At 27.3% G+C, this 25163-nt stretch carries 22 protein-coding genes and 1 other RNA gene; 2 read left to right on the top strand and 21 right to left on the bottom strand.

What is annotated here, in order from left to right; all coding sequences use genetic code 4:
• Positions 1-29: 29 nt before the first annotated feature.
• The 12 genes from AAHM97_RS01210 to AAHM97_RS01155 all read right to left on the bottom strand — a co-directional run bounded on the left by AAHM97_RS01210 (position 30) and on the right by AAHM97_RS01155 (position 14514).
• The gene (locus AAHM97_RS01210; protein WP_342269131.1) at positions 30-2498 is read right to left on the bottom strand and encodes a fructose-specific PTS transporter subunit EIIC; all 2469 of its coding nucleotides are present in this window, start codon (positions 2496-2498) and stop codon (positions 30-32) included.
• 308 nt (positions 2499-2806) lie between these two features.
• Positions 2807-4951, bottom strand: a complete 2145-nt coding sequence (gene nrdE / locus AAHM97_RS01205; RefSeq protein WP_342269130.1) for a class 1b ribonucleoside-diphosphate reductase subunit alpha — start codon at positions 4949-4951, stop codon at positions 2807-2809.
• 3 nt (positions 4952-4954) lie between these two features.
• A complete protein-coding gene (nrdI, locus tag AAHM97_RS01200) occupies positions 4955-5413 on the bottom strand; it encodes a class Ib ribonucleoside-diphosphate reductase assembly flavoprotein NrdI (RefSeq protein WP_342269129.1) in 459 nt (152 codons plus the stop codon).
• Between the two features lie 2 nt (positions 5414-5415).
• Complete coding sequence (gene nrdF, locus AAHM97_RS01195) at positions 5416-6438, bottom strand: class 1b ribonucleoside-diphosphate reductase subunit beta (protein ID WP_342269128.1); 1023 nt, start codon at positions 6436-6438, stop codon at positions 5416-5418.
• Between the two features lie 510 nt (positions 6439-6948).
• A complete protein-coding gene (gene ffh, locus AAHM97_RS01190; protein WP_342269127.1) occupies positions 6949-8298 on the bottom strand; it encodes a signal recognition particle protein in 1350 nt (449 codons plus the stop codon).
• Between the two features lie 316 nt (positions 8299-8614).
• Positions 8615-10159, bottom strand: a complete 1545-nt coding sequence (locus AAHM97_RS01185) for an HD domain-containing protein (RefSeq protein ID WP_342269126.1) — start codon at positions 10157-10159, stop codon at positions 8615-8617.
• A 288-nt stretch (positions 10160-10447) separates the two neighbouring features.
• Entirely contained in the window at positions 10448-11422 is a 975-nt protein-coding gene (gene recA, locus AAHM97_RS01180; protein WP_425288830.1) for a recombinase RecA, read from the bottom strand.
• A gap of 145 nt (positions 11423-11567) precedes the next feature.
• Positions 11568-12032: a CinA family protein gene (locus AAHM97_RS01175; RefSeq protein ID WP_342269124.1), complete on the bottom strand. Its 465-nt coding sequence runs from the start codon at positions 12030-12032 to the stop codon at positions 11568-11570.
• A 45-nt stretch (positions 12033-12077) separates the two neighbouring features.
• Positions 12078-12421, bottom strand: an RNA gene (gene rnpB / locus AAHM97_RS01170) — RNase P RNA component class B.
• Positions 12422-12445: 24 nt separating this feature from the next.
• Positions 12446-12799: a DivIVA domain-containing protein gene (locus tag AAHM97_RS01165; RefSeq protein ID WP_342269123.1), complete on the bottom strand. Its 354-nt coding sequence runs from the start codon at positions 12797-12799 to the stop codon at positions 12446-12448.
• A gap of 166 nt (positions 12800-12965) precedes the next feature.
• On the bottom strand, positions 12966-13796 hold the full coding sequence (locus AAHM97_RS01160) for a hypothetical protein (RefSeq protein ID WP_342269122.1): 831 nt from the start codon (positions 13794-13796) through the stop codon (positions 12966-12968).
• 331 nt (positions 13797-14127) lie between these two features.
• The gene (locus tag AAHM97_RS01155) at positions 14128-14514 is read right to left on the bottom strand and encodes a hypothetical protein (protein ID WP_342269121.1); all 387 of its coding nucleotides are present in this window, start codon (positions 14512-14514) and stop codon (positions 14128-14130) included.
• Positions 14515-14688: 174 nt separating this feature from the next.
• Between AAHM97_RS01155 and AAHM97_RS01150 the strand changes: the two genes are divergently transcribed.
• Positions 14689-14922, top strand: a complete 234-nt coding sequence (locus tag AAHM97_RS01150; protein ID WP_342269120.1) for a S1 RNA-binding domain-containing protein — start codon at positions 14689-14691, stop codon at positions 14920-14922.
• 119 nt (positions 14923-15041) lie between these two features.
• On the opposite strand, the gene AAHM97_RS01145 is transcribed toward AAHM97_RS01150, so the two are convergent.
• Entirely contained in the window at positions 15042-15572 is a 531-nt protein-coding gene (locus AAHM97_RS01145; RefSeq protein ID WP_342269119.1) for a hypothetical protein, read from the bottom strand.
• A gap of 17 nt (positions 15573-15589) precedes the next feature.
• The gene (gene rsmI / locus AAHM97_RS01140) at positions 15590-16477 is read right to left on the bottom strand and encodes a 16S rRNA (cytidine(1402)-2'-O)-methyltransferase (RefSeq protein ID WP_342269118.1); all 888 of its coding nucleotides are present in this window, start codon (positions 16475-16477) and stop codon (positions 15590-15592) included.
• A gap of 59 nt (positions 16478-16536) precedes the next feature.
• Between rsmI and AAHM97_RS01135 the strand changes: the two genes are divergently transcribed.
• Positions 16537-19188 carry an HAD-IC family P-type ATPase gene (locus tag AAHM97_RS01135; RefSeq protein ID WP_342269117.1) on the top strand — a complete coding sequence of 884 codons (2652 nt, stop codon included), beginning with the start codon at positions 16537-16539 and terminating at the stop codon, positions 19186-19188.
• A gap of 56 nt (positions 19189-19244) precedes the next feature.
• On the opposite strand, the gene greA is transcribed toward AAHM97_RS01135, so the two are convergent.
• From greA to AAHM97_RS01100, 7 genes are all read right to left on the bottom strand, one after another.
• Positions 19245-19736, bottom strand: a complete 492-nt coding sequence (greA, locus tag AAHM97_RS01130; protein WP_342269116.1) for a transcription elongation factor GreA — start codon at positions 19734-19736, stop codon at positions 19245-19247.
• Positions 19737-19798: 62 nt separating this feature from the next.
• A complete protein-coding gene (locus AAHM97_RS01125; protein ID WP_342269115.1) occupies positions 19799-20251 on the bottom strand; it encodes a hypothetical protein in 453 nt (150 codons plus the stop codon).
• A gap of 21 nt (positions 20252-20272) precedes the next feature.
• Complete coding sequence (locus AAHM97_RS01120) at positions 20273-21247, bottom strand: hypothetical protein (RefSeq protein WP_342269114.1); 975 nt, start codon at positions 21245-21247, stop codon at positions 20273-20275.
• Between the two features lie 13 nt (positions 21248-21260).
• On the bottom strand, positions 21261-22211 hold the full coding sequence (locus AAHM97_RS01115; RefSeq protein WP_342269113.1) for a hypothetical protein: 951 nt from the start codon (positions 22209-22211) through the stop codon (positions 21261-21263).
• Between the two features lie 30 nt (positions 22212-22241).
• On the bottom strand, positions 22242-22910 hold the full coding sequence (locus AAHM97_RS01110; protein ID WP_342269112.1) for a M48 family metallopeptidase: 669 nt from the start codon (positions 22908-22910) through the stop codon (positions 22242-22244).
• Positions 22911-22982: 72 nt separating this feature from the next.
• Positions 22983-23858 carry a hypothetical protein gene (locus AAHM97_RS01105; protein WP_342269111.1) on the bottom strand — a complete coding sequence of 292 codons (876 nt, stop codon included), beginning with the start codon at positions 23856-23858 and terminating at the stop codon, positions 22983-22985.
• A gap of 34 nt (positions 23859-23892) precedes the next feature.
• Positions 23893-24501, bottom strand: coding sequence for a hypothetical protein (locus AAHM97_RS01100; protein WP_342269110.1), 609 nt, complete (start codon positions 24499-24501; stop codon positions 23893-23895).
• Between the last annotated feature and the right edge of the window lie 662 nt (positions 24502-25163).

Genomic DNA, 25163 nt, shown 5'->3' with positions numbered 1-25163 from the left:
ATACAACTATTAGATAATTTAATATTATTTTATCCAATCGCCAATAAATATTTTTTAAGGTATTCTTCTCTAAGATTTGTGTGGTACTTAATAATTTTTTCTTCTTTTTCATCAATTAATTCAGACATTTTTAATTCTAAAATATCAAGTTTTTCTCTTTGTTTAGAGGCTTTACATTCCTTAATTTCAGATTTTAATGATGCTTTTTTTGTAGCAAAATCTTTATTTATATCAGATATTGCCACTTTAATTGATTGTTTTTGTGTTTTTATAAAATCTGCTTCATCTGCTTTATTTGCGAGATAAGCTTGCTTAGAAATTGCTATTTTGGCTTTAGTATCAGCCTTAATTTTAGCTATTTCAGACAATATACTTAAAACTAAGTCATTTTTACCTTCTCTTTTTGCTTCTCTTTTTTCATTTCTTAAAGCTTCAATTTTATCCGCTTTATCAGCACGAGAGTCTGCAATTAATCTTACATGAGCTTCTTTAACAGAACCGTATGCACCAGCATCTTTAATTAATCAAAATCCGTATGTAAATGTTGTAACTATTACTCCACATATAATAGCTATAAAGAAGTATAATGTTTGGACTCCATATGGCACAGCTCCAAGAATAGCAACAATAGGCCCACCATGAGCGGCTGAATCTTCAATTTTAAATGCTCCAGCTATTCCACCAGCAACACCAGAACCAATTACATTACATACAATAGCTCTTTTTGGATCACGAATCGCAAAAGGAATGGCCCCCTCTGAAATACCAATAGAACCCATAATCATTGCAGATACTCCTAGTCCTTTTTCATTATTATTGAAAAATCTTCTAAATATTATTGTACTTAAACCCATACCCAATGGTGCAACAGGAATACCAGCAGCCATAGCTCCCATTGGATAGTAAATTTTTGACGTTACAAGCATTGAACATGTAACAAATGCTATTTTATTAATTGGCCCACCCATATCAAATCCGGCCATCGCACCAAGTATTATACCAAATCCAAGACCAACTCCAATACTAATAGTACCACTATTATAAACATCTTTAATACCATCTTGTACATTTTGCATTACTCATCCAACGGGAGCACCAATTACATAAATGAATATAAATGACATTCCTACACCAGCAACGATTGGTACAAAGAATATTGGCATTGCAGGTGCTAGTGATTTTGGAACTCTTCAGGTATTTACTCATTTTACAAAGTATCCTACAGATAAACCAGCAATTATAGCACCAATGAAACCTAATGGTGTTTGAACAACCTTCATACCCGAAATTCAAGGCATCAAATCCCCAGGAGTTGTGGTATTATCTGGATTAATTGTTCCAGCTGAATTTCCAATATATGAGGAAACCAATGCCGGAGCAATAGCTGAACGTCCTGAAATAGAATTTGCTATAAATGCCCCTAATATAGGGATCATTAGTGTAAATGCAGCTCCACCAATTATATTTAATGTATTAAGAACATTTCAAGTACTATCACCATTTTTACCATTTGTACCAGCGGTTGGTCCTCATGCCGCCTTTGCTATACCAATTGAAAATGCTAAACAAATTCCACCTAAAATAATGATTGGTATCATATAAGAGATACCAGCTAGAATATGTTGCAACGGTCCTTGACTTCGGTCCGCTTCTTTTTTTCCATTCTTGTTTGAAAAAGAATCATTACGTAATGGTGAAAATGTTGCCCCTTTTTCAAATGCTTCATTAATTGTTTTCTCTGGATTTTTTATAGCATCCGACACTTTTAATGAATATACCTTCTTACCAATAAATCTTGATTTGTCAATAGATGTGTCTGTTGCCAATATTACAATATCAGCATTTTCAATTTCTTGTTCTGTTAGTTTACCGCCAACACCACGTGAACCTTGTGTTTCAATTCTAATATTATAACCAAGTTTTTTTCCTGTTTCTAATAATTTTTCCTCTGCCATATAAGTGTGGGCTATCCCAACAATACAAGCAGTAATACCTACAATATTTCCCTTAGTTTTTGAATTTTTTGTAGTAATATTTTGGTCCTTTTTATTATTTTCGCTCATTAAAAGTTTCAAAACGGCATCTTTTGTTTTAGCAGCAATAAGACCTTTCTTAAACTTCTCATTAGTTAATTTTGTGGCAATATCACTTAATATTTCTAAATGTTGATCACCATTTTTCCCCTTCGGAACCAATAGTGCAATAGCTACTTTTGTTTTTTTGCCATCCATTGATTGCCAATCAATTCCGTTTTTAAATTTAACAACAAAAACAGCCGGTTCTACTATTTCTTTAATTCTTGCATGGGGGATCGCAAATCCGTCTTCAAAACCTGTTGAACCCTCCTCTTCGCGCTTGTTCAACCCATTTATAAGGGCTTCAACAGACGTAGAAATTTTGAACTCAAAAGCTTTTTGTGCAATAAACTCAAAAGCTTCTTTTTTTGAATTTATTTCTTCATTTAAGAAAATAAATTCTTCTTTAAAAATTTTATCCATAATTCCTCCTTATTTTATTTTCTAATATTTTTAAATGTTTATGTTGAAAAAAAATATTTATTTAGGTAATTGATGATTTGTGCACTTCTGCAATTATTATTAATTTTTGTTAAAAAAACAAAAAATGTTGAAATTAAATTAAATATGTAATAAAATATATAATAAATATTTTGTTAATAAAAAAATTTTGTTAATTACCTAAAGGATAATAAAATAAATATAAAAATTTTTACAAAAAACTTCACAAGAAGTATTTTTTTGTAAAATTATTTTATTTTAATAATATTTTGTAGTTTAAAAATTATAAATTAAACAGCACATGCGTCACATTCATAATTTTCACTGTCTTTTAAAACATCTTGGCGAACTCTTACATAATATATTGTTTTGCAACCTTTTTTAAATGCTCGAATGTATGCCCTATTTAAATCACGGGTTGTGGCACTATCCTTAAAAAATAAGGTTAATGAAATACCTTGATCAACATGCTTTTGTGCTGCAGCAACAATATCAATTATTGGGTCCGGTCCCATTTCATATGCATCTTTTGCATAATATTCAATATTATCAGAGTTTATTTTATATGCAGGAACATATACTCTACCAATTTTTCCTTCCTTTCGTACCTCAATAGGTGCAACAACAGGTTGTAAACTTGGAGTACAAGAAGATAAATAACTAATTGAACCCGTTGGAGCTACAGCCATCAAATGAGAATTTGCTAGCCCGTCTTTTTTAATTCTCTCAACAAGTTCTATTCAATCTTTCTGAGTTGGAATTTTTATTTTGTACTTATTAAATAATTCTTTTATTTTTGTTGTTTGTGGTAGTAACATATCACTAGAACATTTTGTATATTTTTCAAAATAACTTCCATCCGCAAAACGAGAGTCCTTAAAACTGGCAAATACTCCAAATTTCTTCGCCAACTTATTTGAGGCATTAAAGGCATGAAAAGCTACCGAATAAAAGAAGATATCCGTAAAATCAATCGCTTCTGGAGAATCATAATAAATTTTATTAGTTGCTAAAAAACCGTGTAAATTCATAGCACCCAATCCTAGTGCATGGTTTTTTTTGTTACCATTTTCAATAGAAGGAGCTACAGAAATATCGCTGGTTCTAGAAACTGTGTCTAGTGAATATATTGCAGTTTCAACAACATCACCAAATTCATTTCCGGTCTCCATTATTTTTGCAATATTTAAACTAGCAAGGTTACAACATATATCCTCACCAATTGTCTTGTATGAAAGATCCACTTCATACTCACTTTTTGTATTGACTTGTAATATTTCACTACATAGGTTACTCATTATTATTCTACCTGGTAGTGCATTTTCCTTGTTTGCAGTATCATCAAACATCATATAAGGATATCCACTCTCAAAATGAAGTTCAGCGATTGTTTGAAATATTTTTCTTGCACTCACAAATTTCTTAGATATTTTATTATTTGAAAGCATATTATAATATTCTTTTGTAATTGAAATATCTGACATCGGCTTTTTATAAAAACGTTCAATATCATATGGCGAAAACAAAGCCATTTCTTTATCTTCTTTTGCAAGCTCAAAAGTTATATCAGGAACAATAAGACCCAAAGAAAGAGATTTTATTCTAATTTTTTCATCAGCATTTTCTCTTTTAGTATCTAAAAATGTTAAGACATCTGGATGATGAATATTTACGTAAACAGCTCCAGCGCCCTGTCTTTGTCCAAGTTGATTAGCATATGAAAATGAATCCTCCAATATCTTCATAACGGGAATAAGTCCTGTTGCTTGATTTTTAATATTCTTAATTGGAGCGCCGCTTTCTCTCAAGTTAGTTAGGCATAAAGCTACACCTCCACCTCTTTTAGAAAGTTGCAGAGATTCTGCTATTGATCTTCCGATTGCTTCAATATTGTCTTCTACTCTAATCAAATAACAAGATATGTATTCTCCTCTTTGTTTTTTACCAGCATTCAAAAAAGTTGGTGTAGCAGGTTGAAATCTACCAGTGATTATAGTTTGTAAATATTTTTTAGCATCATCATATGAACCTTGTCCAAAATATAAAGCATTCATTAATACTCTTTCTTCATATGTTTCTAAATATTTTTTACCATCAAAACTCTTTAAAGCATAAGCGCTGAAAAATTTAATAGCACCCATAAAACTTGAAAAATTATGTTTGAAACTATATGCAAATTTTGTTAATTCATCTATTTCATTCATTTTATACATCCCAATAATCTTTTCATCATAGTAATGTTCTTTAACTAAATATTCAATTCTATCCTTAACAGAATTAAATGATAGAAAATTGGGCTTTATATGGTTATCAATATAACTATTAGCGGCTTGAATATCTAATTTAAAATTGTCAACTCCTTTAGTAAATATTTTAGCACGGGCATTAAGTTCAATGTATTCTTCATTATCATTTAATAATTTCTTGTTACTCATAGTTTATTCCTCTCAAAAATTTTTTAATATTTTAATTACATTAATTGTATCTACTTTTGTTCCTAATAATTCAAATTGATATAAAAGGGGTATACCTAATTTCTTAGATATAATAGGTCCAGCGATTGCAAAACTATCTCCAAAATTTGTATTTCCAGAAGCAATAACACCATAACATAATTTTCTATTTGTCTCATTATTCAAAAACTTAATTACTTGTTTTGGCACAGATCCAGAAATATCACTTCCTCCTCCACCATATGTTGGGGTTATCAAAACATAGTCGCAATCTACAAATAATGATTCCTCTATTTCAATTGGTATTCTTGTTGATTTAATTCCATCTAATTTTAATATAAATCTATGGGTGTTATTTGATTTTGAAGAAAAATAAACTATGTGGATATCATTTTTAGGTCTTCTAATTTCACTTTTATGAACTCTAACGATGTCCTTATGCATTTTTAGAAATCCCAATCATCATCGCTTGTATCCTCAGTAACACCCATAACATATGAAGAACCATTCCCTGAAAAGAAATCATGATTTTCATCAGCTCTTGCAGATAGTTGATTAAATATTTCTGGAGCTATTTTAGTCTCTTCATTTGTGAATGGAGATTCATAACCTAGATTTTGCAAAAATTTTCCAACATTATATAAACTAAATCTTATTGCTTCGTCTGCTAAATCAAAACCCTCATATAATTCAATTAAATATTTTTTTTCAAGGTCAATCAATTGATATGTCAATTTAAAGACAAAATCCTTAACCTCTTTTTGTTTTTGGCTTGATAGTTTTTCAACTTTTCTTTGAAACTTGTAACCACTATAGTAGTTATGAATAACCTTATCCCTTAAAATTAACCTAATAATATCTGCTGTATTTGGAAGTTTGTTTCTCGCAATTAAATAGAATGGTAAATAAAAACCACCATAAAGCAAGAAACCAGGCATAAGTGCAGCTGCAACTTTTGAATATAAAGCATTTTCACCTTGATAATATGGAATAAGCGCTTTTGCTCTAGCTTGAAGACTTTCAGTATTAATTACCCAATTATGTGCTTCTTCTATTTGTTCGCTTGAACAAAGTGTTGAAAAAATTGTTCCATAGCTTCTAGCGTGAACACCAACCATAAATGCAAAATTAGCATAAATTACTTGTTCGTGGTCAGTTTGAGAATGGGCAATTTGGGCAACATCACCCACAGTAGCTTGTACTGAATCTAATAGAGTTAAACCTGTAAATGTTCTTGTTATTAACTCTTGCCATTTATTATCTAGTGTTTTTCATGATTGTAAATCATTTGATACTGGGACTTTTTCTGGTAATCAAAAATTTTGGGTTATTCTATTTCAAACTTCAAGATCTTTTTCATCATTTATATAATTTCAATTTACTGCTCTTATCTTACCTTTGTAATTATTATTTACATAATCAATTGGAGAAATAGATTCATGATAATAATTATTTTTTTTCTTTTTCATATGGTGTTACTCCTTATTGGCATAAAATTTTACTTATGTTTTTACATAAAGCATATTTATAAATATTTGGAAAAATAATTTTTCTACTTAAATGATAGTAAATTATTTAAATTTAATTGTATATAACAAACTATATACTCTATTATTAAACCAAAGAAATATAAAAAATATTGGTAAAAATTGGTAAATATATTTATAATAATAATCTGTTTATTATTTTCAGCTAAAATAGAGATTTTCAATATTATGAGTAACAGATTTTCAATATATTGTAAAAAAGCCAGTAAGAATGGTATTCTTTAATTTATATTAAAAAAAAATTTTTAATATAAATTAAGGAAAATGTGATATTTTAATTTTATTTAACAAAGTGTGATTTATAGATATAAAGTTTTAATAATAAAATTTTATTATATGTGTTATCAATATATATAAATTGTCAAAAATAGAAAAAATAATAACTAATGTTATTATGTAAGATATGGATAAATATAAAAATTATAAGGAATATTAATGTGGTCCGAAAGGGTTAAAACCGCCGCCAAATTGGCCTTGTTTAAAGTTTTTCACCATTTCAAGGACCTGTTTTTTTCCTTTATCAAATTGAGTTATTAGTTCATTAAATTCTTTTTCAGTTCTTCCCGATCCCTTAACAATCCTTTGTTTTCGGGTTAATGATTTTAGTAGTCTTGGTTCACGTCTCTCTTTTAATGTCATTGAGCTCATTAAAATTCCAAACAATCAAACTTTTCTATTAGCATCTTCAATTTGTTTTTCATTGACTTTACCATTCATTCCCGGAATCATTTTCATTAATCCCCCAAGACTTCCCATTTTTGCCAATTGTTCCATTTGATTCTTTAAATCTTCTAAGTCAAACTGACCAGCCATCATTCTTCTCATTGTTTTTTCCATTGTACGATTATCAACAACAGAGGTTGCTTTTTCAAATAATGTTTCAACATCACCCATACCAAGAATTCTATCAGCCATTCTCTTTGGGTAGAACGCATCAAGATCAGAAACAGTTTCACCTTCACCAATAAATTTAATTGGAAGTTTTGTTTTGTAAGATATAGATAAAGCTCCACCACTTCTTGTGTCTCCATCTAATTTTGTAACAATAACACCTGTTACTTTCAGTTCTTCATTAAATGTATTTGTAACATTTATAACATCTTGACCAGTCATACCATCAACAGTTAAAATTATCTCATCGGGTGAAACATTTTTTCTAATATCTTTTAGTTCGTTCATAAGATCTTTATCAATTTGCAAGCGTCCAGCAGTATCTAAAATAACAACGTCATAGCCCATAGAATTTGCATAATCAACAGCCTCTTTTGCAGTTTTAACAGGGTTTTGTTTTTGTTTCTCAAATACCTCAAAATTATTTTTGTTACCAATTTCAACTAATTGATCAATTGCACCGGGTCTATAAATATCTAACCCGACCATCAATGTCTTCTTGTTTTCTTTCTTCCTTATATAATGCGCAAGTTTACCACAAGTTGTAGTTTTACCGGCCCCTTGTAGTCCAACCATCATAATTATACTTGGTTTATGGTTAATTTCTAACGGTTTATTTGTTTTACCCAAAATTTCTACAAGTTCCTCGTGAACAATTTTAACGATTTGTTGTTCAGCGCGTGCACCATGTTCTACATAAACACCCAACGCCTTTGTCTTAATTCTATCTAACAAAGTTTTAACAACATCTACATTAACATCAGCTTCTAACAATGTAAGTCTCATTTCTCTTAAAACTTCGTTTATATTATCTTCATTTAGTGTTGACTTTTTCATTGTTTTTTCAAAAGTCTTTTTCATTCTATTAGCTAAAAAATCACCAAATCCCATAGGTCCTCCTTTTTATTTTTTTATATATACTATTATAATCATATCATATTTTTTTTATTTTAAATATAAAATGTCTAATAATAAAGGAATCTAAATCTGCTATAGGGTTAGACATCCAATACACATAGTTTCACTTATTTTATGTTAACCGAGTTCCAAAAAAATATATTTAATTTCTTAAATAATTTTTTTCTATTAATTTTATATTTTTTTACCAAGATATTCTTAATATTTTAATGCCATTACCTTATTGTTACTTTCTTATTTATAAAAAAATGAAGGTAAACCCTTCACTTTAATTAGATTACTTTTTGATTTATAATGGTATAGAAAATCTTTTTTCTCTAATAATGCTTATAACAACCTCGCCTGGTGTTGTATTAATTAAAGATATTTTTTCCTTAATCTTAACAGCTAATTCGCTCATATCAAAGTCAGATATTATTTGTGGGTTAACCATAACCCTTATTTGTCTACCAGATTTTAAAGCATAAACTTCTTTTACACCTTCAAACTCTTTAATCATATTTTCTATATCATTCATTCTTGTAATGAATTGTTCCAAATCTAAGTTTCTTGCGCCAGGTCTTGATGCTGATATAGTATCGGCTATAGAAACAATCTCAGCATACAAAGATTTTTTTTCAACATCTTCATGATGAGCCTCAACAGAGTTTATTATTATTTCATCCATATTTTCAGCCTTTAGAAGTTTAACCCCTAATGATACATGTGTTCCTTCTTGACTTTTATCCACAGCCTTACCAATGTCATGAAGAATACCACACTTAAACGCTAGTATTGGATCTAATTCCAATTCAATTGCAATTAACCTTGATATTTGTCCAACCTCAATTGAGTGTTTCAAAACAGATTGGCCATAACTTGACCTATATTCTAACATTCCTAAGTGAGTTAATATATTTTCAGAAAAGTCATAAATTTTGTTTTCATTTGCTGTCTCCAAGCCCTTTTGATAAAATTCAAATTTTAATTCTCCCTCTATTTTTTTAGCTTCATCCTCAATAGATTGTGGCTGTAATCTTTTTTTATCTAAAAGGTTTTTAATAACCCTTGATGCAACATATCTTCTTATCGGATCAAATGATGTTATTAATATTTCATCTTCAGAATATTTAAGAACAATATCAACACCCAAAATTCTTTGTATAGCTTTTAGGTTTCGCCCATCCTTACCAATAATTTTAGCCTTTTCATCGGGGCATGATAATTTAAAAACATTGCTTGTACCTTCATATACAACACTTGTCGAGACGTTAGCAAGCATATTAAGTAATATTGCACGGTTTTTTTCCTTATTGACCATATTTAAGTGAGAATTTCTAATAGCCAATTGTTCTGTTAAAAAATTATCATATTTAATTTTAATAAATTCTATAAGCTTGTTTTTTGCCTCCTCTTCTGTATAATTGCTATTCTTTTCAAGAATTTCAATAACATCGTGTAATTTTGCATTTAATTGGCGCTTGTGTTCTGAGACTTTATTTTCGTTTTTTAATAACGAATCTTTTAAGAATCTATTATCTCGAAGAATATTATCTACTTCTTTTTCTTTTAATTCTAAAATCTCTTGGTCTATTTTAATTTTTTTTAATATTATATCTTTTTCAACTTTAGCTTCTTCAATAATTAATTTTGCTTTATTTTGTGCAGATTTAATAGCTTCTGTTTTTAGTCTTGTTGTTGTCTTATCATATTTTTTTGATTTTATAAATAATAAACATATTAAAAATAATGCAAAAACTATTATAAGAGATAAAAATATAACTGCTATTTGATAGCTTTCATTTCCTGTTGATGCTAATTGAGTAACACAATAATCTATTGTATTTGTTTTCATTGTTTAATTGACCCCTTTCTGGGGCTGTGGACTGATTAAAAAATTAACCAGTATAATAATTATATATTATAAACAAAACGAATAATCAAAATAAGGAGTTTTAACAAATATAATTTATTAAAATAATTAAATTTAAAATTTAAAGTAATAAAAAGGCCGTGCCTAAAAAAAATGTTACATTTTATATTTCACATATAAAAAAGAAAGACCAATCAAGAATAAAGGTCTTTATATTGATATGTAAATTTATTAACTATTTAGTATATTTCTTATAGAAAATAATTTTTCCTAATTAAAAACACTCTTTACAATTTCATCTTTTAACTTAGGATTATTAATAAGTCATTCTTTTACAACTTCTTTTCCTAAACCAATGCGTTCCCCTTTATAGGAATATCAGCTACCAGCTTTATCTAAAATACTTAATTCAGTTGCCAATTCAATAATTTCTAACATTTTATCAATACCTTGATTAAAAATAATTGTAATAATGCAAGTTTTAAAAGGTGGAGAAATTTTATTTTTTACAATTTTAACTTTTACTTTATTTGCTGTCGCCTCACCGTTATTTGTTAAAACTTCTGATTTTCTAACTTCTATTCTTAGTGAAGAATAAAATTTAAGTGCTCTACCACCTGGGGTTACCTCAGGATTTCCAAATACTACGCCCACTTTTTCTCGCAATTGGTTTATGAACACAACTGTTGTATTTGTTTTTGAAATAAGAGCATTCAGTTTACGCATAGCCTTAGACATTAATCTTGCTTGCAATCCTATTTGTTGGTCTCCCATTTCTCCATCAAGCTCCGCTTTTGGGACTAAAGCTGCAACAGAATCTAATATAATAATGTCTAAAAGATTGCTTGATACTAGTTTTTCTAAAATTTCCAAAGCTTCTTCACCGCTATTTGGTTGAGAAACAATTAGATTGGAAATATCCACACCAATGTTTTTTGCATATTGTGGGTCTAAAGCGTGTTCAACATCAATATAGGCTGCTCTTCCACCACTTTTTTGTGCTTCACCTACAGTTTGTAAACATAATGTTGTTTTTCCGCTGGACTCTGGTCCATAAACTTCAACAATTCTTCCCCTTGGAAGACCACCTATTCCAATTGCGCGATCAATTAGGTAGCTTCCTGTTGAGATAACATCAACATTTACATCACCGATATCTCCAAGTGTAGTTATTGCCCCGCTACCATATGTTTTTTGAATATCCTTTAGTATTTTTTTTATATTGTCATCATCTTTAGTGCTCATAATTAGTAGATTTTCTCCAATATTATTTTCTACCACAATTTTTTCCATATTTGGGTTTTCTCCTTCTTATAGGTTTCCCTACAAAAATATATACACCAAAAATTAAAAAAATATGCATTATTAAATCTAATTAATAAAAAATATATTAACTAAAAGATACCTTGCTTAAAAATTTATTAACAGTTCATTGAACAGCACTTTCCTTATATTCATCACGATTTAATGGCACTCTAGAAAAAAATTGATAAATATGAATTTTTTTCTCCAATAAGAAACCAACAAAACTTAAGCTTGGATCTTCATTTCTAAGTGATGGAGCATTTCCTGTAAAACCAAAAACAACATTAGCTCCAGTTTTTTTGTATGTATTTTTTAGCATTTCACTCAAACAAGGTATTGAAACAGCACCATATTTTTTAATTGTCTCTGGGTTTACTCCGAGAATTTCAATTTTATAATCATTACTATAGCACACAAATGAACCAATGAAGACTTGGCTAGCAGAACTGATGTTTGTTAAACTATCACCAAATCGACCTCCTGTAAAAGATTCACATGCTGCTATAGTTGCTCCATGAGTTTTTGCTCATTTTACTAATTTATTGAACATTCATTTTCTTCCTTCCAGACAATTAAAAAATAATGTGGGCTGGATTCTTATAACCCACGTTCTGTATAGTTTAAAACTATGTCAGCTATCTATCTACTATTATATAGTCAAGAAGAACCGTTCATTTCCAATTCTTCGAGCTCCTCTACCAAAATTTGAGTTTCTTGCTTGTGGAGTTTACCCGTTCCATATCATGATTTCTCACTACTCGTCTCTGTGGCACTTTACAACTTATACCATAGTTACCCTTAGGTACAATAATCGTCGTCAAGATATAATCCTGCCTAAACTTATTTTTTTGTTTAGCACAATCACTACCTTCATCTCAGAAGGTGCAAGCGTGGAGTTTCCTCTATATTCTTTTTCAAATACAGCAGCTGACCCAAATCCAGCCTATTTATATAATATATTATTTATTTAGCTTTTTCAATTAAATGGTCTAATTCTCCGTTTTTATTATTATTTAATGTCTTAATAATTGATGCATTATTCGAGATTTTAATTTGAAACTGTAGTACTTGGTCACTTAACTTTAAATTCATTGTTTCTAGATCTGCAACTTTTGCACGTAATTTAGCTTCACTCTCTTTTAATTCTCTAATTTCTTTTTCATACTTTTCAGAAACTTTTGCAAAGGTTGAATAATCTTCAACAATTCTATCTAACAATTCATCAACATCTTCTGGTTTAAACCCCTTTAGTGTAACTTGAAATTCATATTCCTGGATGTCTTTTGCTGATAGTCTTAAATCGAGCTTTCTTGCCATTTATAGACCCCCTTTTACTTTTATATTATCTCATATACTCAATAATAATTCAACCCAACTTTTCTATTCAACCATGGTAAATATTTCCACTATATAAAAAACTGGAGGTTTGATTCCTCCAGTAAATTTAATTACATATTTCTATTATTAAAATAGCTATAAATATTTATCTATATCTATGATTAATTTTTTTAATAGGTCCATCTAAAAGTTGGAATAGTGTGTATGTTATTGATAATCTAAGGCATTCAAAACCAAAGAAAATCAGAAAGACTACAAAACCAACCTTAAATGAAGTTATATTAGCAAAGTCTGCATCATTATCGTCTTTATCAGCCCCATTATTATGAGTCGTTGCTGTTAAATATGTTAATCAAAGTCCAATAACAGCTAATATCGCAAACATAGCCGCCCCTACCAATACATATGGAATAGAGGGAATAAACCTTTTATAAAGATTTCTTTTTTTATCAACATCTTTATGAATCATAGAATTTCTAAAAATAACATAGTATAGAAATCAAAAATATCATATTAACGCACAATAAGCAACACACTCTAATAGTGAATTATAAATAGCGTGTTCTTGGTGAATTGATCAATGAATTATTGGTATTACCAATCCTATTCCACCAGCATAAACAGGGCCAATAAGAGCAATTGAAATTGTAACAATTGTTATATCTAAAAATCTTAGTGATATCATCCCGGCTGGTGTTGGAATAGCAAAGACTGCCTCAGTTAATTCATCTAACGCTGTACAAACAACCGCAAGAGCTAAAAACGTCCCTGTTAGTGATATTCTATATATTAAATTCTTTTTAGAGGAATGTTTTAATGTTAACTTAAAGTCAAAGTCATCTTCATTAACATCATCGTGTCCTCCATATTTATCAAAGTGGTGAATTTCGTGATAATGATCTTTCTTATGTTCATTATCATCATGAATGACCTCGTGGTCATCTTTTTCAATTATTTTATCTTTTTTATCTAACATAAAAATCCTTTCTATTTTTTATATTAAAATTTGACTATTTTATTTTGGGACACTTAAAAATTATATATCTATCTGATATATTTTTTAAAATAGTATTTCAAAATCAAAAATGCGTTCGTAGAAAAATGGTCATATCCATTAACACTAATAGCCTAATTATTTTGGTTGATATATGTGGTTTCTTACATATGTGTAAGAATAAAAATTCAAATTAAATTTTGCAAATTATTGTTTGCATTTTGGATAGTGCGCTTTTTTTGCACACCTAATATTATTATATAAAAAAAAAGAAAATATATCACAATATTATAGGATAATTGGTTGATTTCCATTATTCTAGTAATTGTCCTATTTTCTCATCTACTCAAACATGGTAACTAACAGTTATAATATCTACTAATTCCTTTTCAATTTCGTTATTTTCTTTATCTCTGTATTGGATAAATAATTTTGTTGCTGTTGGTAAATTTTTTAAAATTTTTTGAAAATCAATAAATCTAAATTTTCTCATATCGTACTCATCATTTCACTTGTGGATAAGCTCATCATACTCATCATTAATATCATAATATGCCAGTTCCCTAGATTGAAATCTAGAATAATCTTCTCTTGCATAATCAAACCCTAAATTTATAATTGACTCTATATAAGGATAATAATCACTTTTATCATACCCACCGATATCTATAACTTGTTGAAATAATAACATACTTTTCATATCTTAATTTTACTATTTTATATAAATTTAAACAATAAAAAATGTTTATTATAGTAAATTGCGCTATAAAAATACAAATTATTAATAAGTAATTAAATAAAAGTGTTTTTTTTCAATAAAATTAATTATTTTATGTGCATTTAATATATTATTAATGTATAAGGAGGTATTTAAATGGTTAACGAAATTATAAAAGTCGTAATTACTGATATTGTTACATTTGGAGCTTTTTGTACTACAAATATAAACGATGTACAATATAAGGGTTTAATACATATAAGCGAAATATCTAACGATTATGTTAATGATATTAGAGATTACCTGTCACCCGGGCAAGAAGTAAATGCGATGATTTTGTCAATCGATGATGACAAAAAACAATTAAGCCTTTCAATTAAAAAAGCTTAAATATCAATTACTCAATCATTTTAAATACACCAATGTAAACTTAATATACCATTGCTTGAATACATGTAAATAAAAGATTGAAATATGAACTTATTAATAAGTTCATTTTTTTGCCTATTTTACTCAAAAGGGTCAATTGTATTTATATTAGAATGACAAATATAATCTGCTAGGTAAATAATATCAAATTCTTTTTTAGTTCAAATTTGCTTATTCTTATTAGATAATTTATCAAAATTATCAAAATTTTGACTCTTATACCAAATATAGAGTTTGTTTGCATTTCATTTTGATTGATAATATTTGTGTTTATGAACGGGGCTTATTGGCAAAATAAGGCCGCTTAAAAATAATCAAACAAATGAAAGTCAAATAAATGATAATAATCCATAGGCATCAAATAAATAGATAGAAACAGCAAAAAAAGCTAAAGCACTTGCAAAGAATAGATATAATATTAATTTAATATAAATAAGAAGTGGGTTGAAATAATTGTTTAATTTTATACTACATATTTTACAAATATAATATTCTCGGTAATTGTCAACCTCTTTTATATTAGAAAATCTAAAATTAAATGTCTTATCTGCAAAATATATATTTCTAATAGTGTTTGATTCCTTAAGACATCTATTACATTTATTATTCATATTTACTTTTCCACTTTCTATTTATTTTTTTGTTTTTCATATAAATTATACAATCAATTTTTCTTTTTATTATATTTGTTGCAAATATACAAAATTGCATCTTTTGTATTGTTTTTTTTAGCAATAATGTTATTTAACTCCAATAATATATAATCATCAGATATGTTAATATCGTTTCCAAAACAAATATTTTTATCGAGGACAACACATATTTCCCCCTTTTTTACATAGCTTTCGCTACTAATATAATCAGAAACATATCTTATTTTTCCTCTTACGATTTCCTCATTAATTTTTGTGAGTTCTCTAACAACGGTAATTCTTGTCTCCTTTGATAGAATACTTTTTAAAAATAACATTGTTTTTTCTATTCTATGGATTGATTCATAAAAAACAATAACTGATTTTTTATTGGCAAAATCCTTCAACAATCTTTCAATTTGTTGTTCTTTTTTTGGCAAAAATCCAAGAAAAGTAAAATAATCATTATATAAACCGCTAATCAATAAAGACCCTAAAAATGCACTTCCAGGTGATATTATCGTTAAATTAAAATCTTCACCCTCTAAAAGATCATTTAACAAAAATATACCCGGATCACAAATACCTGGCATACCTGCATCAGAACAAATACCGATTTTTAAATTCTTTTCAATAGCATTTATAATTTCACTTTTTCTTTTTTGTTCATTAAACTTATGAAAGCTTATTGTTGGCTTCTTAATATTTAGATATTTTAATAAATAATTTGTTTTTCTTGTGTCTTCACAATACAATAAATCAATCTCATTGACAACACCTATAAAATTTGCAGATATATCTTCTAAATTCCCTATTGGTGTTGGTAGTAAAAAAATAGTTGCTTTATTATTTTTGTAAGTTTTTTGAATATAAATATTTTCCATATTTATATTATATATTTATTTTCTACATAATTTATGATAGTTTACTATATAATATAATTATGAAAATTAATGAAAAACAAACAAAAAAAATTAAGTATAAAAATACTGAATATTTACTAAATGTTGCAAATAACGTAAAGAATGATTTTTTAGAAGAAGAAAGGTTGGGAATAAAAGAAGAAGATAGAAAGAAATTTCAAGCATCTTACGGAAAAAACGAACTAACTATCCGTAAGTTTAGTCACTGATATAAAGTTATTGAGATTCTTATATCACCATTTAATATTCTATTACTTACTATTGCAACAATTGAATTATTATTATACTTCTTTTATGATAAATCATTCTTATCATTATTTTCAGCTGGAATTGTTTATCTTATGGTTCTCCTAGCTGGCGTTGTTAACCATATACAAGATTATAAAGCATATAAGTCAAGTATAAATCTTCATAAACTTGTAGAAAATAAATACTTTGTCTATAAAAAAAATATTGATATTACTAGTAAAATTAATCCAGCAAATATAAGAGAAGACATTATTTCAATATTGGAAACAGATATCGTGGTTGGGGATATAGTATATCTTAATGGTGGAGATGTTGTTCCTGCTGATTGCAAAATAATTTGAATGGATGATTTAGTTGTTAATGAATCATCCCTTACAGGAGAATCTGATCCAATATACAAAAAATATACAAACAATAGGTCTGATACAATTGAATTAGAAAACATATTATTTTCACAAGCTACAATAGAATCTGGTTCATGTTTAGCATTAGTTGTTAATGTTGGATTTGATAATTATGCAACAAGTTTTTTAGCAAAAGACAAAAATAAAAAAGAAGCATCAAGTTTTGAACATGGTATGAAAAATATAATATTCATATTGATAGCAATAATTGGCATATGTACTCCATTAATTTGTATAATTAGTGGTATCAAAACTAATTTATGAGTAGAAGCGTTTATATTTTCTATATCAGTGGCAGTGGGTTTAATTCCAGAATCATTACCGGCGATAGTTTCTTCCAATCTTGTTGTTGGAGCAAGAAAAATGGCAAAAGAGAATATAGTAATTAAGGATTTATCAGTTGTTCAAAACCTAGGAGGTGTGGATATATTATGTACAGATAAGACGGGTACACTTACTGTTGATGAGGTTGAATTAGATGGGTTTAAGGATTTTGATGGTAATGAAACGGACCATCTTAAAGATATTATGTTTGTGAGTTCGTTCTTTCAGAAAAATCATAGTAATAAAATAGATAGCGCAATTATACAAAAAATACCTGATAATTGAGCTGATAAACTCGAATATGAATTTCTTGATGATATTGAATTTAAATTTGAAAAAAGACTTACTGGTGTGTTAGCCAAAAAGAAAACTAAAAGTTATCAAATAACAAAGGGTTCAATTGAGGAATTATTGAATATATCAAAATTTGTTAGAACAAAAGGTAAGGTTGAAGAATTATCACAAAAGCACATTGATAAGATATATGAAGATATAGCAAATCTTTCAAGTAAGGGTTATAGAACAATCGCGATTGCCTCTAAAGAAACAAAGACATATAGCGAAGATAATCTTATATTCGAAGGAATAATAATGTTTTTTGAAAAAATTAAAGAAAATACCAAAGAAATAATACAAAAATTATATGAACATAATATTGATTTAAAAGTATTATCAGGAGATGCTAAAGAGATAACAGAAAATCTCGCACGTAATTTAGAAATAAGGAATCCAAGAGCTATAACAGGAAAAGAACTTAATGAGTTAAATGAAGATGAGTGAATCGATGTCATTAATAATCATAATTTATTTGTAAAACTAACACCATATGACAAGGCAAAAATTGTAGAAAAACTAAAGGATAAAATAAATAATGTTGCATTTATGGGTGATGGAATAAATGATGCTATGGTTATTAGTTCTGCAAATGTTGGGATATCTGTAAATAATGCAACACCTCTAACAAAGTCAGTTGCACCAATTATTTTATTAGAAAAAGACCTAGGCGTATTGGAGAATGCTTTCATTAGAGGTAGAGAGATATTTGCAAATACTCTTAAATACATTAAGATTACTATAGCCAGTAATGTTGGTCTCTTACTAACACTTATATTATCAACAATAATATTTAAATTTCCTGTTGCAACACCTTTACAATTAATACTTCAAAATCTTATTTTTGATTTTGTTAACCTATTATTTGTATTTGATAGAGTTGATAAGAAATGAACAAAAAAACCAATAATTTGAAATACAAAAATGGTTATACCATTTGCAATATGGAATGGTATTGGCGCAACAATAATAAGTCTTTCAAACTTCTTTATAATGGGATATGGTCTTGGATATTTTGACCCAGGAACAATAATGATAACAAATGATCATAAGTTAGATATGTTTCAAACTTCATTTTTTATTGAGTGTATAACAACCCATATGTTAATGATTATAACATTACGCAGCGCGGACCTAACATTTATAAAAACATTTCCCTCAATTAAATACTTTACTTTCTTAATGACTTTTTTCTTTTTTTCATTAATTATGGTTTACATTTTAAGCCTTGTTAATGGGACTGATTATGCAATACCAACAAGCAAAACAGTCATTGTGCTCTTATGTTTAGTACCAACAGCAATAATTTTACAGGAATGTTTTAAACAACTTTATAAGCAATTTTTTAAGGATTGAATATAGAGTATCCTCAAATAAAAAAACTCCATTGAGGAGTTTTTTTATTATAAATAATATCTCTATTTTATTTCGATAATTCTAACAGTATAGGGAGTCTTTATCCCCTTAATTTCAACTTCTTCATTTAGGAATCTCCCCATAATTGATTTTGCAATTGGTGATTCATTTGATATTTTTCCCTCAAATGGTTCTGCTTCAATTTGTCCCACAATTTTAATTTCCATTTCATCTTTATTTTTGATATTAAGAATTTTTACTGTGGAACCCAATTTAACTTCTCTTACCCTATCCTTAGTTTTTGAGCTTTCATCATTTATAACTTGTGCTTTTGAAATTATAGTTTCTAATTCCTTAATCTTTGTCTCAACTTCTGCTTGTCTATTTCTAGCTGCATCATAATCAGCGTTTTCAGATAGATCACCTTGTGCTCTTGCTTCAACAAGTTCATTAATAACCTGTGGCCTAACCACATCTAATAAATGTTTTAACTCATCCTCAAGGTCTTTCAGTCCCTGTTTTGTTAAAATAACCTCATTTTCATTAATAATCATATTTTACCTCTTTATTCTATAATACAATAATATAATTATATCAAAATTAACATCATATTTATTTAAATTTTGTCAATATAAATATCGCCATTGTTAATAATTATTAATGAATTTTTTGCAACATATTTACACCTTAAATAGTAAATAGCCTTATTATCAAAAACCTTCTTCTCAGCCAATTCTACAATTCCATTGATTGAATATTCAAAATTATTTTGTCCTGAATATTTTAATAAATTAGTTTTTGTTGTATAATCAAGTATATTTTTTTTAAATAATGAATTTTGTCTTGTTTTAAGTGTTACATCTAAAATACCAGTTGAAAATGATAATCTAAAAGATATAAAATTTTTTTTAATTGTAAAAACCTGTGTTGTGGCATTAAAAAATCTAAATTCTATTTGCTGTTGATTTTTCATATTATCGACAAAGCTTATGTCTTTATCTAAATTATCTACAGAATAAATATTATAGTCTTCATTAATCAAAAATTTAATTGGTTTATTATTTTTCATATACACCCTTATCTATGTGAGTTAATTTGACAAAAATGAACAATAACTATTATATATTCATTTTTCTTCATATAATGATAATTCTTCTATTCTGTTACGATGGTTATCTGCGAATGAATCTAACATCAGCATTCTTTCAGGTTCCCCCATTATAGCTACATCAGATTCCTCGCAGATCTTTTCCACTGCTAATTCATATGCTGACATAATTGCATCGCTGTATTGCAAAAAATTATTTATCATTTGAAACATTTCTTTTTCATTGTAATTGTTGTCAAAATGTAAAGAAAAACTGGTTTGTTCTATATTTTCATGTTTATTTTTTTCTTTAAGACAATTGTTTTCTTCATCTCACCCCAACTCATTTATTAGTGATTCTTGTGATCATATTGCCCAGTCAATAAAATCATACAATTCTTTAATTAGTCTTGATTCTTCCCCTTTATAGTTTTTCCTCAAAACTAATTTATTCGTTATTCTTTCCATAAGATAAATAAACATTGACACATGGTCATATCCTTCTATAGTTCTATAATCATCTCGATATAAAGAAAAATTTATTCACATTTCTTTAAAAAATTCAGTACTAGCATTTAAAAATTCTGATCTTAGCATTTTAAAAAAATCTTTTAATGTCTTTAAATCATTAACGGGAGATGAGTCAAACAATCCATATGTTTCAGTTTTTAAATACACACATATATTTATCTGACTAATAAATTTTAAAAACGAATTAGAGTCTGCTCAAAATTGAAAGCGGTCATCATAAAAATCAAAGTCAGGTTCATCATTAAATAAATCATTAATTTTATTTTCACAAAATATGCTTGCCTCAGAATAATTTTTATTATTTCTAAGAAAATCAAGTAGTTCCTTTATCTCATTGTGGCATTGATATTCTATAAAAGAATAATGTATTTCTAAAATGACAACCTCATATAACCCCGGCTTGAAGAAAGTGTCTAAATATTCTTTATATGTGTGCTTATCTTTCATATTCTTCCCCTGCCTATGTCATATATTTTTCAATTATACTTTTATAGTAATTAACTTTTTTCATCTCAATATCAAAATCAGGATTCCCTTTATTAACATCTGGATGTATTGCCTTTGCTATCTTTCGATACACCTTTTTAAATTCATCATATTCTGATTGGCGAGTAAGATTGAAATATTTAAGAGCTTCATCATACTCACTTGAAATAACCATTGTCTTAGTTTTTTCAAAAAATTCATCAAAATTATCTTCTTCGATATCATTTCAATTGATATTTCTCTTTTTATTAGCAATGAAATCAAATTCTTGATCAAAAGACATAGATTCATTGGCAAGGACCAATATTTCTCTAAACATTCTAGCTCAATGAAGTGTGAAATCATCTCCAATATCTATAATCTCTTCAATAATATAATTTTCAGCTTTTGGAGAAAGTTCTATTTTTTCAGTTTTAATTATAAAAACATCAATAATATTCTGCATTTGTTCTATCATTGTCATTTTCATTGTTTCAAATAAATTAACAATATTATAATCATTAGGGTTTTGAGTTTCAAACATTTTTCCATAAACTTCATAAAACTTTTCAATTGTTGCATGTGAATATTTTGTTAAAGCATAAACAAGAATAGCTGCTTTATATGAATCCTTTTTTTCTTTAAAAGTTGTAAAAGTTTCTTTAAAATAGCTAAACCCAATTCCTCTAAAATTTTCAATATACCCATACTTTGAAAAATTAAATGAATATTCCTTTAATTTTATTGGACAAGGATTATAAGCTAAAATTGCTTCAATTTTGTCAAATAATATTTTCACCTCTTTCAAAAATAACCCCTCAGTATAAATTCCCGGCTTATTACTGTGAAAATTATTTCAAAAAATTAATGTAGAATTGCCATCTACATTAAATAGGTTTTTTGAATTATCATTAACATATCTTTTTATATCCCTTTTTCACGACATAAATACCCCATATAAACATTATAGCCTTTTTTACTTACCATTTAGTGATTTTTGTCATTTATTATAATCTGGATAATAATTTAAGACAAAATTCTTGAAATCTCTCGAATGATTTTTATGCTTCAAGTGTGCTAATTCATGAACCACAACTGAATCAATAACCTCAATCTGATAATGGATAAGAGCTATATTAAATCCAACTCTGCTCTCATTTGAAAAACAAACACCCCATTTACCCCTTAGGTTTCTTACAAAAATATTTTTAGGAATAACTTCCATTTCTTTACTATATATTTTAACTCTGCTCTCAAATAACGAATAGTACATTAAACTCATTTTAGAATACATTTTTTTTATAGTTTCTTTTTGATCTTCATAAATCTTAAACTCTAATTTATTTTTATTAGGGTTTCCTTGAGTAATAAAATTAGCTGGTGTTTTAATACCTAAAATTTTTATATGACCGTCAATTAAATCAATTTTATAGTTATCTCTTAATTTATGTTCTTCTCAAAATTTAATAATTTTAACAATATATGTATATATAAAACGTTCTATTTGTCAATCCTCAACATCAAATGGAGCAGAAATAACTATTCTGTCTTGTTGAAGTTTTAGAATAATATTTTGTTGTTTTTTGAAGGATATTTCATAGGGAATTTTATCACCTTTATAATTTAAATATCTTATTGATTTCACTCTATCCCCCCCTGTTTTAAAAATAAATTTTTATTGCACTTAAGTTATTTGGTATTTGTAATTAAATGGTACTTATGTTTCGGCTGAACCTTGATTATCAATCTGTTGTTGATTATCGTTTTGTTGTTGATTATCGTTTTGTTGTTGATTATCTGATTTTTCTAATTCCAAATGTCTCCGCTTAATATCCTCTTTATCAAAATCTATGCCGAATTCAATTTCACTATCTATTACTCTTTCAAAAAGAGGTTTATTTTTTGCAGAAACTTTTCTAACCCCAGTAAGATCAATTATTCCCTTGCTTATTAGCAATGATTCCACAAATAATCAAGCCGAGAAAATTAAAGGTATACCTTCAATCGCTAATAATCAAATAAATAAATAATTTTCTGGAACGTAATTATTTTTTATATAATTGAAAGATCCATAAACTTGTGTTTTAACATCCTTATTTCAATTAATACTATTAATATTCACAAAGTACATAAAACATATTCAGACAATAACGGGAATAAGCATAAATGGAACAGATCAGTAAATCATTTTTCATGCTAAACGTAATGTCTCCTTATATGTTCTATTATTTAAAAATGGAATGGCAAACTTAAATAATCAAAAGAACATAGATATAAATCATATCAATATTAATGATAGATAATATATTATATCTCTCAAAAATAAATCAATTGATTTTTGAAATGTTAAATTTAAGATTAAATAAATAACTTGTTGGTAACTTTTATCATAAAATAATATTGTAAGAAATGCAACTGAAAAAAACACAAATGCTGATAAAATCAATATTCTAAATATCAGAATAAAAATACTTGATGTTAATCTGGCTGGGTTAAAAAAACCATAAATTTTTTTAGTTGTTAATGGTTTTTCTTTCTTAATCTTTTTTTTGCTTCTACCTTGCTTGATTTTAATATCAACAGTTGAATTCATTTTAGTTACCTTTTTCGCTTATTTGAGAAAATAATTAATTATCATTAGCTGGAAGATCATTGATTGCCAATCCCGCAAACTCCCCAGTTTCATTAATCTCAGTAATCATTTCTATTGTAGTTTTTTTCAATCCTTCTTGCATTTTATTAACTTTATTTTTAAGTGCAAAAGCGTCATCTGTATTAACACCATCTTTCTCAACATCTTCTTTTTCGCTATGACCCATATATATATTATTGTTTTCTTGCGCTAAATTAGAATATTCATAATGTTGTGAAGATAAATTTAAATTTTTTATTTTTTCATCAAAGATGTCAAATAACAAAAGCAAAGATGTCAATATAATTTCTACTAGACTCAAAAGTATTGTTAAAAATAAAATTAAATAATTAAATAGTGAGGATTGATAATATAAAAATGTTGCTCCATATGCTCCCCCAGCGCTAATTGAAACCATAAGAAAAAAAATTGACATAAGGCCAATAATTGGCATTTTTTTCTTTATAATAAATGTGTATAAAAGCGTTAAAATAATATAAAGTAGTGTTCCAACTAAATTTATTACAATAATTGTGATGTTTTGCGGAGATCTATCGAATTCTCTTATTCCAATATTTCCTTGACTTATGTTAACTCAAGGCATGAAAAAAATTCCGAGCACTATAACTAGGGGAATAATAAAAACTCTTAATAAATATATATTGCTCATAATTAATTACTATGTAATTTTAACACATTATAAGATTAATTATTTCATTTTTTAAAAAATAAGATTAAAAAACCACATTAATATATTTTAAAGATATACAAATATTTTTTATAAATTTAAAATCAATTGTTATAAAAATGACACTTTATTTTTGAAAATCACTCACGAACAAGACTATACTATTTTTTTAAAATAGTAAATAATATTTATCTGATCATTAACAAATATCTAAAAATTATTTTAATTCATCACATATATAGATTATGTTTTTAATTGTAAAAATTTTTGATGTTAGAATGCAAAAAATTCATAATTTAAATAGTGGCAATTACATCATTTGCTAAGTATTTATCTGTATTGATAATAATATTCCAACCTATATAAAATTAGAGGCGGAACATAAATATTTATTGGTTTTGTAAATTTATATATATTATTAATAGTTATAAATTGTTTTCCTCAGCATAATTATTTATATCTCAAAGTATTTTTCTTGTAAGATTTGTATTTAATTGTTTGTCAGTATAATTATTTTTTTATTTCCTCCCCTTAGGGTTACCTTTGCCATTTACTAATTTTATATTTCAAAATTTATT

The sequence above is a fragment of the Spiroplasma endosymbiont of Aspidapion aeneum genome (assembly GCF_964031045.1).
Taxonomy (GTDB): Bacteria; Bacillota_I; Bacilli_A; order Mycoplasmatales; family Mycoplasmataceae.
The sequence above is the reverse complement of the archived record's forward strand: the minus strand, read 5'-3'. Positions and strand labels throughout refer to the sequence as shown.